Consider the following 13,894-nt stretch of genomic DNA (forward strand, 5'->3'; position numbering starts at 1 on the left):
AGAGATCTATTCCTGCCTGATTCAATAAGCCCTGACTTATTCAAGGTTTGGGCGCAACCAGCGTTCGGCTTCTTCCAGACTTATGCCTTTTCGCTCAGCGTAAGAAGCGAGCTGGTCCCTGGCGATCTTACCCAGACCAAAGTATTTGGATTCCGGGTGAGAGAAGTACCATCCACTGACACTGGCAGCAGGCATCATGGCAAAGTGTTCTGTCAGGTTGACTCCGGTATTTACCTCTCCATTGAGCAGCTCAAACAGTGCTGTTTTTTCTGTATGGTCCGGACAGGCTGGGTAGCCGGGGGCAGGGCGGATGCCGGTGTACTTTTCCTTAATCAGTTCTTCATTACTCAAGGCTTCATGTGGAGCGTAGCACCAGAATTCCTTGCGAACTTTTTCGTGCATATGCTCGGCAAAGGCTTCTGCCAGACGATCAGCAAGCGCTTTTACCATGATACTGTTGTAGTCATCACCCTTGTCTTCATAGGTTTTGGCCAATTCATCTGCACCAATCCCCGCCGTAGTGATAAAACCACCCACATAGTCTTTCAGGCCAGTGGCTTTTGGCGCCACAAAGTCTGACAGGCAGTAGTTTGGCTTATCATCCGGTCTCGGGTTCTGTTGACGAAGATGATGAAGCATGACTTTGACTTCAGAGCGACTTTCGTCGCTATAAACCTCAAGGTCATCGTTGTTTACCTGGAACGTCGGCCAGAAGCCAATAGCTGCACGAGCACCCATCTTCTTGTTCTCAACAAGATCTTTCAACATGGCCCTGGCATCATTGTAAAGGTTGGTGGCTGCTTCACCGACAATTTCATCTTCCAGAATATTCGGATATTTTCCCGCCAGATCCCAGGTGATGAAAAAAGGTGTCCAGTCGATGTAATCCACCAGTTTTTCCAGTGGGTAATCTTCAAAGACTTTTACACCTGTGAAGGTTGGAACTGGAGGTTGATAGTTGTTCCAGCCTGCATCAAAACGATTATCAACGGCTTCCTGATAAGTCAGTAGTTGTCGCTTATTACTGCGCTTCTCGTGGCGTACCCGAATTTTTTCGTACTCGGCACGCGTTTCCTCGATCAGTGCCGGTTTTAATTGTTTACTCATCAGTCGAGTCGCAATGCCGACACTGCGGGATGCATCGGTCACATAAAGCGCTATATCATTCTGAAACTGTGGCTCTATCTTAACCGCTGTATGAGCTCTGGAAGTGGTTGCACCGCCGATTAACAGGGGCAAGTGGATGTCCTGGCGTTGCATCTCACTGGCGACATGCACCATTTCGTCGAGAGACGGTGTGATCAAACCGCTGAGGCCAATGATGTCCACGTTTTCTTCTCTGGCTACCTGCAGGATTTTTTCGCAGGGCACCATAACACCAAGATCGATGACCTCGAAGTTATTACAGGCCAGCACAACACCAACAATATTTTTGCCAATGTCGTGTACATCGCCTTTAACGGTAGCCATTAGTATCTTGCCGTTGGACTGAACGTCGCCGTCTTTCTCTTCTTCAATGAAAGGAATCAGGTGGGCAACGGCCTGTTTCATAACCCGGGCACTTTTGACGACCTGGGGTAGAAACATTTTACCGGCTCCAAACAGATCGCCGACTACATTCATGCCCTCCATTAATGGACCTTCGATGACATGAATGGGGCGATCTGCCTGTTGACGAGCTTCTTCGGTGTCTTCAACAATGTAGGTGGTTATCCCTTTCACGAGAGCATGTTCAAGACGCTTGTTGACATCCTGCTCACGCCAGGAAAGATCTTCTACTTTTTTCTGGCCGGTGCCGCCACCGCGATAGTCCTCTGCAATGGCCAGCAAGGCTTCTGTGGCTTCGTTATTGCGGTTGAGAATGACATCTTCAACCCGTTCACGCAGCTCTTTGGGGATTTCCTCGTAAATTTCCAGCTGTCCGGCATTGACAATACCCATAGTCAGGCCACCTTTGATGGCGTGATACAGGAAGACAGCATGAATCGCTTCCCTGACCGGGTTGTTACCCCGGAACGAGAAGGAAACGTTACTAACGCCGCCAGAGATCATGGCATGGGGGAGGTTTTTCCTGATGTAGCGAGTCGCATTGATGAAGTCCACCGCATAATTGTTGTGCTCATCAATACCGGTAGCCACAGCAAAGATATTCGGGTCAAAAATAATGTCCTGGGGCGGGAAGCCCACTTCATTAACCAGAATGTCGTAAGAACGCTTACAGATTTCTATTTTGCGGGCTTCGGTGTCAGCCTGACCGGTCTCGTCAAAAGCCATCACCACAACAGCAGCACCGTAATTACGACATAGCCTTGCCTGATGGCGGAAAGCCTCTTCGCCTTCTTTCAGGCTGATGGAGTTAACAATGCCTTTACCCTGAATGCATTGCAGACCGGCTTCGATGACATCCCATTTAGATGAGTCCACCATGACCGGCACTTTGGAGATGTCCGGCTCAGAGGCCACCAGATTCAGGAAAGTAGTGATAGCCTTTTTGGCATCCAGCATCCCTTCATCCATGTTGATGTCGATGACCTGGGCTCCGTTTTCAACCTGCTGACGAGCAACGTCCAGAGCTGTGTCGTAATCTTCTTCAATAATCAGGCGTTTGAAGCGGGCAGAGCCGGTTACATTACAACGCTCACCCACGTTGACAAACAGCGAGTCTGCAAAAATATTGAAGGGTTCAAGACCGCTGAGCCGACAGGCGACAGGAATTTCTGGGATCTGTCGTCTTTCGATAGACGTCATTCTATCAGCAATTGCCTTGATATGAGCCGGAGTACTGCCGCAGCAACCACCAATAATGTTCACCAGGCCAGATTCAGCAAATTCGGCAACAATGTCTGCCATTTCATCCGGAGTTTGATCGTACTCTCCAAACGCATTAGGCAGGCCAGCATTAGGGTGTGCACTGATAAAAGTGTTGGCAATGTTGGACAATTCTTCCAGGTACGGACGCAGCTCACTGGCACCCAGTGCACAGTTCAGGCCTACAGAAATAGGATTGGCGTGTTGAATAGAGTTCCAGAAAGCTTCTGTGGTCTGGCCGGAAAGGGTACGACCAGAGGCATCGGTAATGGTGCCTGAAATCATGATGGGCAGTTCATAGCCCAGTTCGTCGAACAGTTCTTTTACAGCAAAGATAGCGGCTTTGGCATTGAGCGTATCGAAAATGGTTTCGATCAGAATAATATCGGACCCCCCCTCTATCAGGGCAAGGGCTGCTTCTTTGTAGGCCATAGCCAATGCTTCAAAGCTGGTATTGCGATAGCCCGGGTTGTTGACGTCAGGCGAAATGGAAGCGGTTCTGTTCGTTGGGCCTAGCACCCCTGCTACAAAACGGGGCTTATCAGGGTTTTGAGCAGTGGCTACATCAGCCACTTCTCTGGCTATACGGGCTGACTCCCGGTTGATCTCCGGGACCAGATGTTCCATCTCGTAGTCAGCCATGGCAATGGTTGTAGCGTTAAAGGTATTGGTTTCCAGAATGTCAGCTCCGGCATCCAGGTAAGACTGGTAAATCTCCTTGATGATCTCAGGGCGTGTCAGAGAGAGAAGGTCATTATTGCCCTTGAGGTCACAGCTGTGATCAGCAAAACGTTCTCCACGGTAATCTTCTTCATCCAGCTTATAGCCTTGAATCATGGTGCCCATGGCACCGTCAAGGATCAGAATCCGTTTCTCCAATTGCTCTTTAAGAAGGTTTGCTCTTGGAAAGTGTGCTCTTTCTTGACTGTTAGGCATGGGTACAGATTCCGGGCCAGTTCTCTCTATTGCCATGAAACAGGCCGTCAAGGTTTCAGTTTGACGGTTCACGGCTGCTTGTAGGTATTTTCAGGAGAGCGATGGTATCAGAAATGCGCCACAGAGTGTGTACTTCAAATCACACATATTCATAGAAAAAGTAAGTAAAATGCAAGGTCGACTATGATACCGTTGTCGGCATAACGACGTTCAATCCCATACCACGATCGAATAAAATATTGGCGAGCTTAAACAGTCAATAGCCTAAAATCGTGCCAATATAGTGAATTTTCGCTTACTTTGGTTGAATAAATGACGCGGGTTTTGCGCCTCCGGGTAAGACCGGGGATGGCCACTCATGAATCCGTCATCAGGGCCAGTTCTTCAATTGTGGGCATTTGTTGTTAATACCTGCAGTGGCAGCTTGAATAAGGGTAAAATTGCTGAGGCTTAATATCAGCGATCATTGTTTACCCATTGCACCTGCCTGATAAAAGGGCGTGACCCTACCCCAGCTTTTTCGGTGTCATGGCAATCACTAACACACGATAATCCCCATTACAGAAGTGCTGTGCCGCAGCGAAACCAACACCATTGCAGTTATCCGTGATCACTGCATTATTCATGATATTTTTCTCATTTTTTACTGTTATTTTAATGGGTAGAGAATACCAACCTGAGCCTGTCAAAGTGACCCGTGAACACTTTCGCGTGCGCCAGCCAAGTACCTTTACCTGGTGGGTGGTATTTGATAAACCCTATGGGCTGAATGGATGGCATGGACAACTTAGAAATGGCGAATGATATACGCAGTTTACTGAACACCTTCAACGATGCGTTTTCGAATCAGCGTCTTGATCGGGTTACAGAGCATTTCGCTGACGAGTGTGAATTCCGATAAATGAATGGTCATACTGCCCGAGGTAAACAGAAGGTTCGTAACGCCATCAAATCAGTGTTTAGCGGTATGTACGGAAAATTAACCTTTATTGAAAAAAAGTATGTTGGTTGATGAAGACAATAAAACAGCCAGTTTTGGATTGTAGGGTCAGCATGATATGCTGCCAGTGGCAGGTATGTCGTTTAGCCAGAAGGTTATTGCCTCACTGATTAAGCTGCGTTTTGGTAGGTCGTTTCACTGGGAGGGTATGGATTATTTTGTGTTTGATGATGAGTTAAAGATTGTCAGTAAACAAAGTTATGGCCGTGCGGCGATACCAAAATTTATTTGCGGGCCTGCACTGCGTCAATGTGACTGATTGATTATGAGGAAGACCCGTGACCCTTTCTAAAAAACATCACCTCCCAAGCGGTGGCTTTCGCAATAATGACAAGATGCAAATGCATCACCGTTCGTTATGGAAAATTTTAAAATGGAAGTTATTTGAAAAATTACCGGAAAAAGTTTCGATTCCTATTGTGGAAGATGATCATTCGGTCTTTGAGTACTCGGATAAATCGCTGACAAGTTGGATTGGTCATGCGACTTTTTTGATTCGTCATCAGGGCATGAATATTATTACTGATCCTCACTTTTCTGAACGAGCATCGCCAGTGCAGTGGGCTGGGCCAAAGCGTTATTCACCTCCTGCGATAGATATTAATGCCCTACCTCATGTTGATGTGATATTGATTTCCCACGATCACTTCGATCATCTGGATCGACAATCTGTGTTGACGATCCAGAAAAGGCAGAAACACAACCCGCCGTTATTTATGTTGCCACTCGGATTAGGCCATTGGTTCAGCAGGCGGGGAATTGATAATTGGGTTGAACTGGATTGGTGGGAATCGCATACCCATCGTGGCTGGACGTTCACGGCAGTGCCATGCCAACACTTTAGTGGCCGTTCCATCTTTCCTGACCGAACGCTCTGGTGTGGGTGGGTATTTGAAGCGCCTTCAGTATTTGCGAAACCGGGTAAACGCTTTTATTTTGCTGGAGACACTGGCTACAGCTCAGACTTTAAGGCTATTGGTGATCACTTTGGCTATATGGATATGGCCATGGTGCCCATTGGGGCCTATGAACCACGCTGGTTTATGAAAGAAATCCACGTTAACCCACAAGAGGCGGTGCGCATTCATAAGGATGTTGGCTCGCGCTTATCGCTGGCGATGCATTGGGGCAGCTTTATGCTCACCAACGAGCCGATGTTGCAGCCGCCGGAAGATCTACAGCTTGCCAAACGACAACAGAATGTTGCGGATAACGATTTTATTGTGATCAAGCCTGGAAAAATCACTGCTTTATTTAATGATTTATTGTGACAAGGGTGGAGCTGGCATTCGCGACGGAATTGCTAAAGACTCTCGGCTCCTCCTTTACTGTTTTGAAAATCGGGATGCTTATGCTGAAGCCTGAATATTGTCGTGGCTATTGTTTTGAAGGCAAAACCCAGCAACCAGGGTGGCAACCAGAGTTACACTGGCAAGCGTCACTGTTCCCATTTGTGGCAGTGAACCCACCAAACCACTGACTATTGTAGCCAGTAGCATTTCTATGAAGAAGATCAGTCCGGCAGCGGTGCCTGCATTGTTAATCATATGTTCGGTGGCTCTGGCCTGGCATAGGGGCATAAAGAGACCCAGTCCCAGCTCAAAGACAACCATACCAAACATATAACCCGGAATAGAGCTGCCATGACTCCACCAGGCAGTGGCAAAGGAAATGTTTGCACCTGCAGCCAGAGTGATCCAGGCAAGTCGAGTGCTTTTCTCACGTCCTAACCGGTCATTCAATTTGGGGCCATAGGTTGCACTGAAAAGGTAGCCCGCAATGGCTATCGCAAAAAGGAATCCATAAAATTTTGGAGCCAGGCCTAATTGGCTGATCATTACAAAAGGACCACCGGCGACAAAAACAAAAGCGCCAGAGAAGGCTGTGCCGGCAGCGATAGTGAACCGCAGATAGCGCCAGTCAGTTAATACGTCTTTATAGCCTGAGAGAATAGGGTGGCCAACGCGCCTGGGGATTTGATGTTTTTCAGGGATAAATAGCAGGCTCATCATCGCAATAATGGCCATAGCGCCCATGGCCAGAATGTTGTACTTCCAGCCTGCATATTCTTGAATAAATCCACCTGCGATGGGAGCCAGCATAGGGACCAGTGTCAGGCAGGCGCTGATATAGGACAGCATCCTTACTTCCATTTTCTCTCGGAAATAATCTTTGGCCAAAATTCGGGCAACGGCAGTACCAAAGCAACCAAATACGGCCTGGGCAAAGCGTGCAGCTATGAATAGACCAATGTGATTGGTCAACAGGGTGGCAGCAGTGGCAAGCAGGTAGAGGGTATAACCCAGCATCAGGGTCTTTTTACGACCCAGGCGGTCAGCCAGTGGGCCCACTATGAGCATCGATATCGAAAAACCCAGCATAAAAATACCGATACTCCACTGGGTTGTAGCACTGTTACTGCCAAAATATTCTGTTATAGCCGGGAGAGAAGGTGAATAGATATCGATAGAGACTGGACCAACAATGGCAAACACTGTCAGTATCATCAGGACAGTAGTGGAGTGTTTTTCTATATCTAATGAGCTCATGGCTGCGACTCGTTCTACTGAAATTTATGCTGGAAGGGATAAGTTCGAAAGGTTCGAAGGAATTAATTGGCCCTTATTTTTAGGCAAAATTCCCCTTTAACCTGGAAAAAGAGCGCGAAGGGTACAGGCTTTTGAACAGGGTAACAATCGTATAATTTCACATAAGACTGGGGGCTCACGAAGCACTAAAGAGACAAGTACAGCAATGGGGTGTAACCTGCCATCGTTGAAGCACAAGTCTTTAATACCTGACTAGCCCACTGGGGATTTCAACATAACGCTGAATGGCATAGAATGTCGACAGAATGTTGAGAGGGTTCTTGAGTTGAAGATTACATTTGCGGAAGCAGCACAAAAGTACCTTGCCACCCTGTTGGAGAAACAGAATGTGGAGGGTATTGGGGTGCGCCTGTTCGTTACCCAGCCCGGTACTCCTTATGCTGAAACCTGCCTTGCCTACTGCAAACCCGGAGAGGAAAAGGAAGGAGATCTGATTCTTGAGCTGGAATACTTCAATTGCCATGTAGAAGGAAAAAGTGAACAGTACCTGGAAGACGCTGTTGTTGATTTCTCCGAAGATAAACTGGGTGGCCAGCTGACTATCAAAGCGCCGAATGCCAAATTGCCCCAAGTCAGTGAAGACAGTCCACTGGACGAGAAAATCAACTATTTCCTACAGACCGAAATCAATCCGGGGCTGGCTTCTCACGGTGGTGTTGTTTCTCTGGTTGAGATTGATGAGGATGTTGCTGTTTTGCAGTTTGGTGGTGGTTGCCAGGGCTGCAGTGCAGTAGATCTGACTTTGAAAGACGGTGTCGAGAAAACTCTGATTGAACGAATTCCTGAGTTGAAAGGCGTCAGGGATGTGACAGATCACAGCATTACCGAGAATGCCTACTTCAAGTAAAAGGCTGTCTGTCTTAAGAGCCGGTTTATAGACTAATGGCACTCCTATAAGCGAGTCCATTCTTTCCATAAACCGGTTTTTTTTGCGCTGGAAAATGGTAGAAATAGCGAATCAGCATCATTTTTCTATGTATGTACAATATACAATCATATTTATTGCTATTAATTGAAGTGAGGCTTCGTTCGAACTTTGAAACTCATATAAAAAAAAGAGGGACTGAGTGTTAATCAGTCCACATTTGTCTGGGAGGGTATGGCAATCAAGCAATTATCTGACAGTAATGGGGTTGTCTAATTCCTCTTTGAAACAACGATGGTTCAGAGCTTGCCCGGCTGTATATCTCTTCTCTGGATTGGCTTCCAGTAGCTTAGGCAAGAGTTCTAAAATCATGAAACGATGCCCGGATCGAGTCTCTCTTTCCAATGTTTTATTACAGGCATCTTTTAATGTTTCGGCATAATCAACGATGGCCTTTCTGGAAGTCTTCAGCTTACCGGTGTTTTGCAGGGTCTCAACTATGTGTCCATCAGTAATGCTCTGGCACTCTCCAGGAGCAATACAATGAGCCATAGAAGCCATAGTGACACCCAGCGCCGAGATATCACCAGCTGTCTCATAGAAGCCATAGTGACACCCAGCGCCGAGATATCACCAGCTGTCTCATAACCTTTTCGTGGGAGAAAGCTTCTGGTGGCAAAAGTTCTGGATGAGGAACGTTAAAGATCGTTTCAGAAAAGTATTTTACCCGGTTCATCATGGATTTATCATGAAGTGCAGCACTGTCCTGATGTTCGGTTGCCATGTCAAAACCATCGAATCTAATCTGGTTATTATCTTCAACAATACATTCTTTACTGACACAGCCGTGGGCAAAACTTTTGCTATGGATGTAAACCAGACATTACAAAACGGGTTTTATTTTGTCTGTAAATGGTTTTAAGGACTCTCAGGCCTTAGGGCAGACCAGTGCTGCGGGTGATCCCGAATAGGCTTTGAATGTTTTTCCATCTGCCTCAACAAGGCTTGGTAAATAGCTGGCTCCTGTATCCTGTGTTCCTTTTTTTTGGTGCAGCTTCTTCAAGTTTGATATTTCGCAAAAATGCGTAGAACCAACTTTCTTTATATTGTTTTTCCAGTGTGGGTAATTTATTGGTTGGTTGGGCTAGACCGGGTGTAGGAAGGGCTTTCATGGTAATCGTCCTTGATTGATCAATATTCACACCATAGATGAAAATGTAAATAAAATGACTGTGCTGGATGATATTGCTAAAACAGTGCCTTGATTGATTTCTATCTTTGATTAGGATGTTGGGTTAACTCATTTTTTTCTATAAAAAAACTGGATTTCACTGGATTGGCATTAAATGAAGTCGAATCTCATTACACAGGCAGGCAAAGACAAGCTTGAAAAAGAGCTGCATGACCTCTGGCGGCATAAGAGACCGAAAGTGACTCAGGCAGTTTCTGAAGCTGCAGCGTTGGGTGACCGAAGTGAGAATGCAGAGTATAAGGAAGGGAAAAGACTGCTGAGAGAAATTGATCGAAGAATTCGCTTTCTCACCAGGCGGCTTGATGTTATCAAAGTGGTGGATTATGCACCTGAGCAGGAGGGCAAGGCTTTTTTTGGTGCCTGGGTGGAAGTCGAGAATGAGGAAGGAGAAGTGCTCCAATGCCGGATTGTGGGGTCTGATGAAATTGACGTCAAGCGAGGGCACATAACCGTTGATTCACCCATGGCCAGGGCTTTAATCGGTAAGCAGGTTGACGATGAAGTACTGGTCAGGACGCCGGAGGGAAACAAAATCTGGTTTATCAACAAGATACAATACAAGCCTTTCCATTGACTTTGATGACAATTTCGGTCCTGGATCTTGTAACCAGAGTTCATAACAAAAGCGCAGAGCCTTTTGCTGTATTTTTACCTATGTTGGTTTTAGGGTGTATGACAGTTGGCCATAAACGTATATCATAATGTGCCCTTTTTCGTAGTGTTTCTGGTTTTTCCAGTAAATAAAGAACCTGTGAAACGGTATAAGCAAGTCATACTGTCAAATTTCTTCGTTGCCAAGATCATCCAATCTTGCGGCTCCCAGTGTACACACTTGGTAGAAGCCAACCTTGATATTGAATCTCGCGCGGACCGCACACTGTGTACAGAAGTGTTACACGGTGCGCACCACTATAAAGTGCTGACCAATCACTTGCTGCCGGAAGTTTGCCCGATTTGTGCTGCTATCCTGGCTAGAAGAATCAGTAATATGCCAAAAAAGCGGTTGATTTCTTCCAGTTTTCCCGATGAAGTTTGTGTGGAAGTGCCAGAATCACAAATGGACCTATTATCTGGTCTGACAGAAGAGATAGATATACTTAGAACTAAAGAGGTCACACAAGGACATCAATTCGATTTGTTTTAAAGGATGCTGACACAGTCATAAACTGACCGTGTCAGACTGTTAATTATTCTGCAATTCTTGCAGGAAGTAGGTTTTTTAACTTCTCCCTCATATCACGCAGGCTTTTCTCTGTAGTTTCCCAGTCAATGCAGGCATCGGTAATCGATACACCGTATTTCAAGTCTTCAAGGTTTGCAGGCACTTTCTGGGCACCCCAGCCAATGTTGCTTTCTATCATGAGGCCCACAACAGATTTGTTGCCTTCGATAATCTGATTAGTCACGTTTTCCATGACCAAAGGCTGAAGCGCCGGGTCTTTGTTAGAGTTAGCGTGAGAGCAATCAACCATAACGTTTGGCTTGATGCCGGCATTCTCAAGCTCCTGCTCGCAAAGAGTTATGCTGACAGAGTCATAGTTGGGCTTGCCGTTACCACCGCGCAGAACAATGTGACCATATTGGTTCCCCTTGGTACGCGTGACAGCTACCTGTCCATAGCCATCAATACCCAGGAAACGATGAGGATTGGATACTGAGTTCAGAGCGTTGATCGCTACTTCCAAGCCACCATCGGTACCGTTTTTGAAACCCACAGCCGAAGACAAACCACTGGCCATTTCACGGTGGGTCTGGGATTCAGTGGTCCGGGCACCAATAGCAGACCAGGATACCAGATCCTGCAGGTATTGTGGGGAGATAGGATCCAGAGCTTCGGTGGCAGAAGGCATACCAAGCTCGGCAACATCCATCAGCAGGCGACGGCCAGTGTGCAGACCTTCTTCAATCTTGAAGGTGTCATTGAGGTGTGGGTCGTTAATCAGACCTTTCCAGCCAACAGTGGTGCGTGGCTTTTCGAAATAGACGCGCATGACCAGATAGAGAGTGTCGCTAAGCTCATCTGCCAGTTTCTTTAGACGTCCGGCATAATCCATGGCCGCATCAACATCATGGATAGAGCAGGGGCCTACCACAACAAAAAGACGATGATCCTTGCCATCGAGAATATTGCGAATAACTTCACGGCCTTCGGAAACGGTTCGCTCAGCTGCTTCGCTCAGGGGAATTTCCTTTTTCAGCTGCTCTGGAGTGATCAGTAAGTCCTGAGATTCAATGTTCAGGTTTTCAATCGGTAATGCGGCCATTTGTTGCGCTCTCAACTTTGATTATTACTCCCTTCCGGGTTTGCGCCTTAGATTGCTCGCCCGGGTATGTATAAGTCGGGCTTGCAGAGTTCAGCGACGGTGATTCACTCTAATCAAGAACTGTGGCTGCTACAACCCTGTGAATAATAATTTTGCTTAATTTAAGTCGTTGCTACTATTGTGAAATCTTGCTGGTTTACATTAGGTAACGAATACCCAGCACCAGCAGAATAGTAGCCAGAATCATACGCATTATGTTCTCTGGCATGTATTTGCCAACTTTAGTGCCCAGATAAATGGCTGGGAGTGAACCAATCATCAGCGCTCCCAGAAGGTTAAAATCAACATTGCCCAGCAAGGTATGACCTATCCCGGCAACGAGGGTTAGTGGTACTGCATGTGCCAATTCAGTGCCGACTACTCTTACAGAAACCAGTGCAGGGTATATCAGTAAGAGAATTGCTGTTCCCAGTGCCCCGGCTCCTACAGATGACAGGGTGACCAGAACGCCCAGGACCATCCCCATAAATACGGTAAAGTACTTCAGTCTGTTTCCAGACAGCACTTTTCTGTTGTAAAACTGCATTTTTTTCAATTTGTTGCTAAATATAAGCACCAGTGCTGTTAAGGTAAGCATAAAGCCAAGGCAGGTAGTAAGTATCGGGCTATAATGATCGCTTCCAGTGAAAAGATATTTCAACAGGAATATAGTAGCCACAGTCGCTGGGATACTTCCCATACACAGTAGTTTGACGAGTCGCCAGTTAACACTATTTTGTCGATGATGAACCCAGACGCCACTGACTTTGGTCAGGGCGGCATACAACAGGTCTGTACCTATTGCTATGTGAGCCGGAAATCCAAATAAAAGGAGTAGCGGAGTCATCAGTGACCCGCCTCCTATGCCGGTTAAGCCAACGGCAAAGCCCACGCTGGCACCCGCTGAAATGTAGAGCAATGTGTCCATAAAATATGGTCTAAAGTTATAAGTAGCTCAGGCGATGTTTGAAATCATGATTAAAGCTGCATGATTCACTGGTAACTGTAGCGACCGGCTTGTATTCTTGGAAGTAATTAAATGATATTCTCTTATGCCGCTATGAACTAAGAGTGCTTGTATTTTTTCACGCTATGGGTAGACGTTAGCTCGACCGGAGGCCATCAATGAAGCTGCAACAACTGCGCTATATCTGGGAGGTCGCTCACCATGATCTCAATGTATCCGCCACAGCGCAGAGTTTATATACCTCGCAACCTGGTATCAGCAAACAGATTCGTCTGCTTGAAGATGAACTGGGTGTTGAGGTGTTTGCCCGCAGCGGTAAACATCTGACCCGAATCACCCCGGCTGGTGAAAAAATTATAGAAACTGCGGGTGAAATTCTAAGAAAAGTCGAAAGCATCAAACAGGTGGCACAAGAGTTCAGTGATGAACGTAAAGGCTCCCTGTCCATTGCTACGACTCATACCCAGGCACGTTACGCGCTGCCTGACATCATCAATAACTTTATTTCCCAGTATCCAGATGTGTCCCTGCACATGCATCAGGGTGCTCCGATCCAGATTGCCGAGATGGCCGCTGACGGTGTTGTCGATTTTGCCATTGCGACCGAAGCGCTCGAACTCTTTAACGATCTGGTGATGATGCCCTGCTATCGCTGGAATCGCTGTGTGCTTGTCCCGAAAGATCATCCGCTGGCACAAATATCTGAACTGACACTTCAGGATGTTGCCCGACATCCTTTGGTGACTTATGTATTTGGTTTTACAGGTCGTTCCAAGCTGGATGAGGCTTTTATGAATGAAGGCTTGTCGCCCAGAGTTGTCTTCACGGCAACCGATGCTGATGTCATTAAAACCTATGTAAGATTAAAGCTGGGTGTGGGGATTGTTGCGAAGATGGCCTATGACCCAGAGCTGGATTCCGACCTGGTTCCCCTGAATGCGGATCACCTGTTTGAACCCAGTGTCACCAAGATTGGTTTCAGAAGAGGGACCTTCCTGCGCGGATTTATGTATGACTTCATCCAGCATTTTGCGCCACATTTGACGAAAGAGGTTGTGCAGGAAGCGATTTCAAGACATAACAAAGCCGAGGTAGATGAACTGTTCTCTGGTGTTCAGCTACCCGATCACTGACTTTTATTTCCTTTGAAGTGG

General features: G+C 46.7%; 13 protein-coding genes. 7 read left to right on the forward strand and 6 right to left on the reverse strand.

From position 1 onward, the window contains the following. Nucleotides 1-36: 36 nt before the first annotated feature. Complete coding sequence (gene metH / locus ACOJUO_RS19850) at nt 37-3,744, reverse strand: methionine synthase (RefSeq protein WP_422133660.1); 3,708 nt, start codon at nt 3,742-3,744, stop codon at nt 37-39. A 778-nt stretch (nt 3,745-4,522) separates the two neighbouring features. Here metH and ACOJUO_RS19855 point away from each other — a divergent pair. From ACOJUO_RS19855 to ACOJUO_RS19865, 3 genes are all read left to right on the forward strand, one after another. Further along, a complete protein-coding gene (locus ACOJUO_RS19855) occupies nt 4,523-4,645 on the forward strand; it encodes a hypothetical protein (RefSeq protein ID WP_422137912.1) in 123 nt (40 codons plus the stop codon). Between the two features lie 157 nt (nt 4,646-4,802). Next, nucleotides 4,803-5,003: a hypothetical protein gene (locus tag ACOJUO_RS19860; RefSeq protein WP_422133661.1), complete on the forward strand. Its 201-nt coding sequence runs from the start codon at nt 4,803-4,805 to the stop codon at nt 5,001-5,003. 19 nt (nt 5,004-5,022) lie between these two features. Continuing rightward, nucleotides 5,023-6,015, forward strand: a complete 993-nt coding sequence (locus ACOJUO_RS19865; RefSeq protein WP_422133662.1) for an MBL fold metallo-hydrolase — start codon at nt 5,023-5,025, stop codon at nt 6,013-6,015. Between the two features lie 78 nt (nt 6,016-6,093). On the opposite strand, the gene ACOJUO_RS19870 is transcribed toward ACOJUO_RS19865, so the two are convergent. Beyond that, nucleotides 6,094-7,293, reverse strand: a complete 1,200-nt coding sequence (locus ACOJUO_RS19870; protein WP_422133663.1) for a multidrug effflux MFS transporter — start codon at nt 7,291-7,293, stop codon at nt 6,094-6,096. Nucleotides 7,294-7,618: 325 nt separating this feature from the next. Between ACOJUO_RS19870 and nfuA the strand changes: the two genes are divergently transcribed. Next, nucleotides 7,619-8,200: a Fe-S biogenesis protein NfuA gene (gene nfuA, locus ACOJUO_RS19875; protein ID WP_422133664.1), complete on the forward strand. Its 582-nt coding sequence runs from the start codon at nt 7,619-7,621 to the stop codon at nt 8,198-8,200. Between the two features lie 267 nt (nt 8,201-8,467). On the opposite strand, the gene ACOJUO_RS19880 is transcribed toward nfuA, so the two are convergent. Together ACOJUO_RS19880 and ACOJUO_RS19885 are read right to left on the reverse strand one after the other, a co-directional pair. After that, nucleotides 8,468-8,779 carry a hypothetical protein gene (locus ACOJUO_RS19880; protein ID WP_422133665.1) on the reverse strand — a complete coding sequence of 104 codons (312 nt, stop codon included), beginning with the start codon at nt 8,777-8,779 and terminating at the stop codon, nt 8,468-8,470. A 34-nt stretch (nt 8,780-8,813) separates the two neighbouring features. Further along, the gene (locus tag ACOJUO_RS19885) at nt 8,814-9,002 is read right to left on the reverse strand and encodes a hypothetical protein (RefSeq protein WP_422137913.1); all 189 of its coding nucleotides are present in this window, start codon (nt 9,000-9,002) and stop codon (nt 8,814-8,816) included. A gap of 562 nt (nt 9,003-9,564) precedes the next feature. Here ACOJUO_RS19885 and greB point away from each other — a divergent pair. Both greB and ACOJUO_RS19895 read left to right on the forward strand, forming a co-directional pair. Then, nucleotides 9,565-10,044, forward strand: coding sequence for a transcription elongation factor GreB (greB, locus tag ACOJUO_RS19890; protein WP_422137914.1), 480 nt, complete (start codon nt 9,565-9,567; stop codon nt 10,042-10,044). 105 nt (nt 10,045-10,149) lie between these two features. Further along, nucleotides 10,150-10,614 (forward strand): hypothetical protein, encoded by a 465-nt coding sequence (locus ACOJUO_RS19895; protein WP_422137915.1) that lies wholly within the window; start codon nt 10,150-10,152, stop codon nt 10,612-10,614. A 43-nt stretch (nt 10,615-10,657) separates the two neighbouring features. Here ACOJUO_RS19895 and ACOJUO_RS19900 read toward each other — a convergent pair whose 3' ends face one another. Both ACOJUO_RS19900 and ACOJUO_RS19905 read right to left on the reverse strand, forming a co-directional pair. Beyond that, on the reverse strand, nt 10,658-11,734 hold the full coding sequence (locus tag ACOJUO_RS19900; RefSeq protein WP_422137916.1) for a 3-deoxy-7-phosphoheptulonate synthase: 1,077 nt from the start codon (nt 11,732-11,734) through the stop codon (nt 10,658-10,660). Between the two features lie 196 nt (nt 11,735-11,930). Next, nucleotides 11,931-12,701: a sulfite exporter TauE/SafE family protein gene (locus ACOJUO_RS19905; RefSeq protein ID WP_422133669.1), complete on the reverse strand. Its 771-nt coding sequence runs from the start codon at nt 12,699-12,701 to the stop codon at nt 11,931-11,933. A gap of 197 nt (nt 12,702-12,898) precedes the next feature. Between ACOJUO_RS19905 and cysB the strand changes: the two genes are divergently transcribed. Continuing rightward, nucleotides 12,899-13,873, forward strand: coding sequence for an HTH-type transcriptional regulator CysB (gene cysB / locus ACOJUO_RS19910; RefSeq protein WP_422133670.1), 975 nt, complete (start codon nt 12,899-12,901; stop codon nt 13,871-13,873). The last annotated feature ends 21 nt before the right edge of the window (nt 13,874-13,894 follow it).

It is taken from the genome of Endozoicomonas sp. ALC020 (assembly GCF_049275935.1).
Classification (GTDB): domain Bacteria; phylum Pseudomonadota; class Gammaproteobacteria; order Pseudomonadales; family Endozoicomonadaceae; genus Endozoicomonas_A.

Bases quoted from the DNA above. Each gene is read 5' to 3' on its own strand.
- cysB (WP_422133670.1), top strand. From the start codon at position 12,899: ATGAAGCTGCAACAACTGCGCTATATCTGGGAGGTCGCTCACCATGAT.
- metH (WP_422133660.1), bottom strand. From the start codon at position 3,744: ATGCCTAACAGTCAAGAAAGAGCACACTTTCCAAGAGCAAACCTTCTT.
- ACOJUO_RS19860 (WP_422133661.1), top strand. From the start codon at position 4,803: ATGCTGCCAGTGGCAGGTATGTCGTTTAGCCAGAAGGTTATTGCCTCA.
- ACOJUO_RS19880 (WP_422133665.1), bottom strand. From the start codon at position 8,779: ATGGCTTCTATGGCTCATTGTATTGCTCCTGGAGAGTGCCAGAGCATT.
- ACOJUO_RS19900 (WP_422137916.1), bottom strand. From the start codon at position 11,734: ATGGCCGCATTACCGATTGAAAACCTGAACATTGAATCTCAGGACTTA.
- ACOJUO_RS19905 (WP_422133669.1), bottom strand. From the start codon at position 12,701: ATGGACACATTGCTCTACATTTCAGCGGGTGCCAGCGTGGGCTTTGCC.
- greB (WP_422137914.1), top strand. From the start codon at position 9,565: ATGAAGTCGAATCTCATTACACAGGCAGGCAAAGACAAGCTTGAAAAA.
- ACOJUO_RS19855 (WP_422137912.1), top strand. From the start codon at position 4,523: ATGGACAACTTAGAAATGGCGAATGATATACGCAGTTTACTGAACACC.
- ACOJUO_RS19885 (WP_422137913.1), bottom strand. From the start codon at position 9,002: ATGGCAACCGAACATCAGGACAGTGCTGCACTTCATGATAAATCCATG.
- ACOJUO_RS19870 (WP_422133663.1), bottom strand. From the start codon at position 7,293: ATGAGCTCATTAGATATAGAAAAACACTCCACTACTGTCCTGATGATA.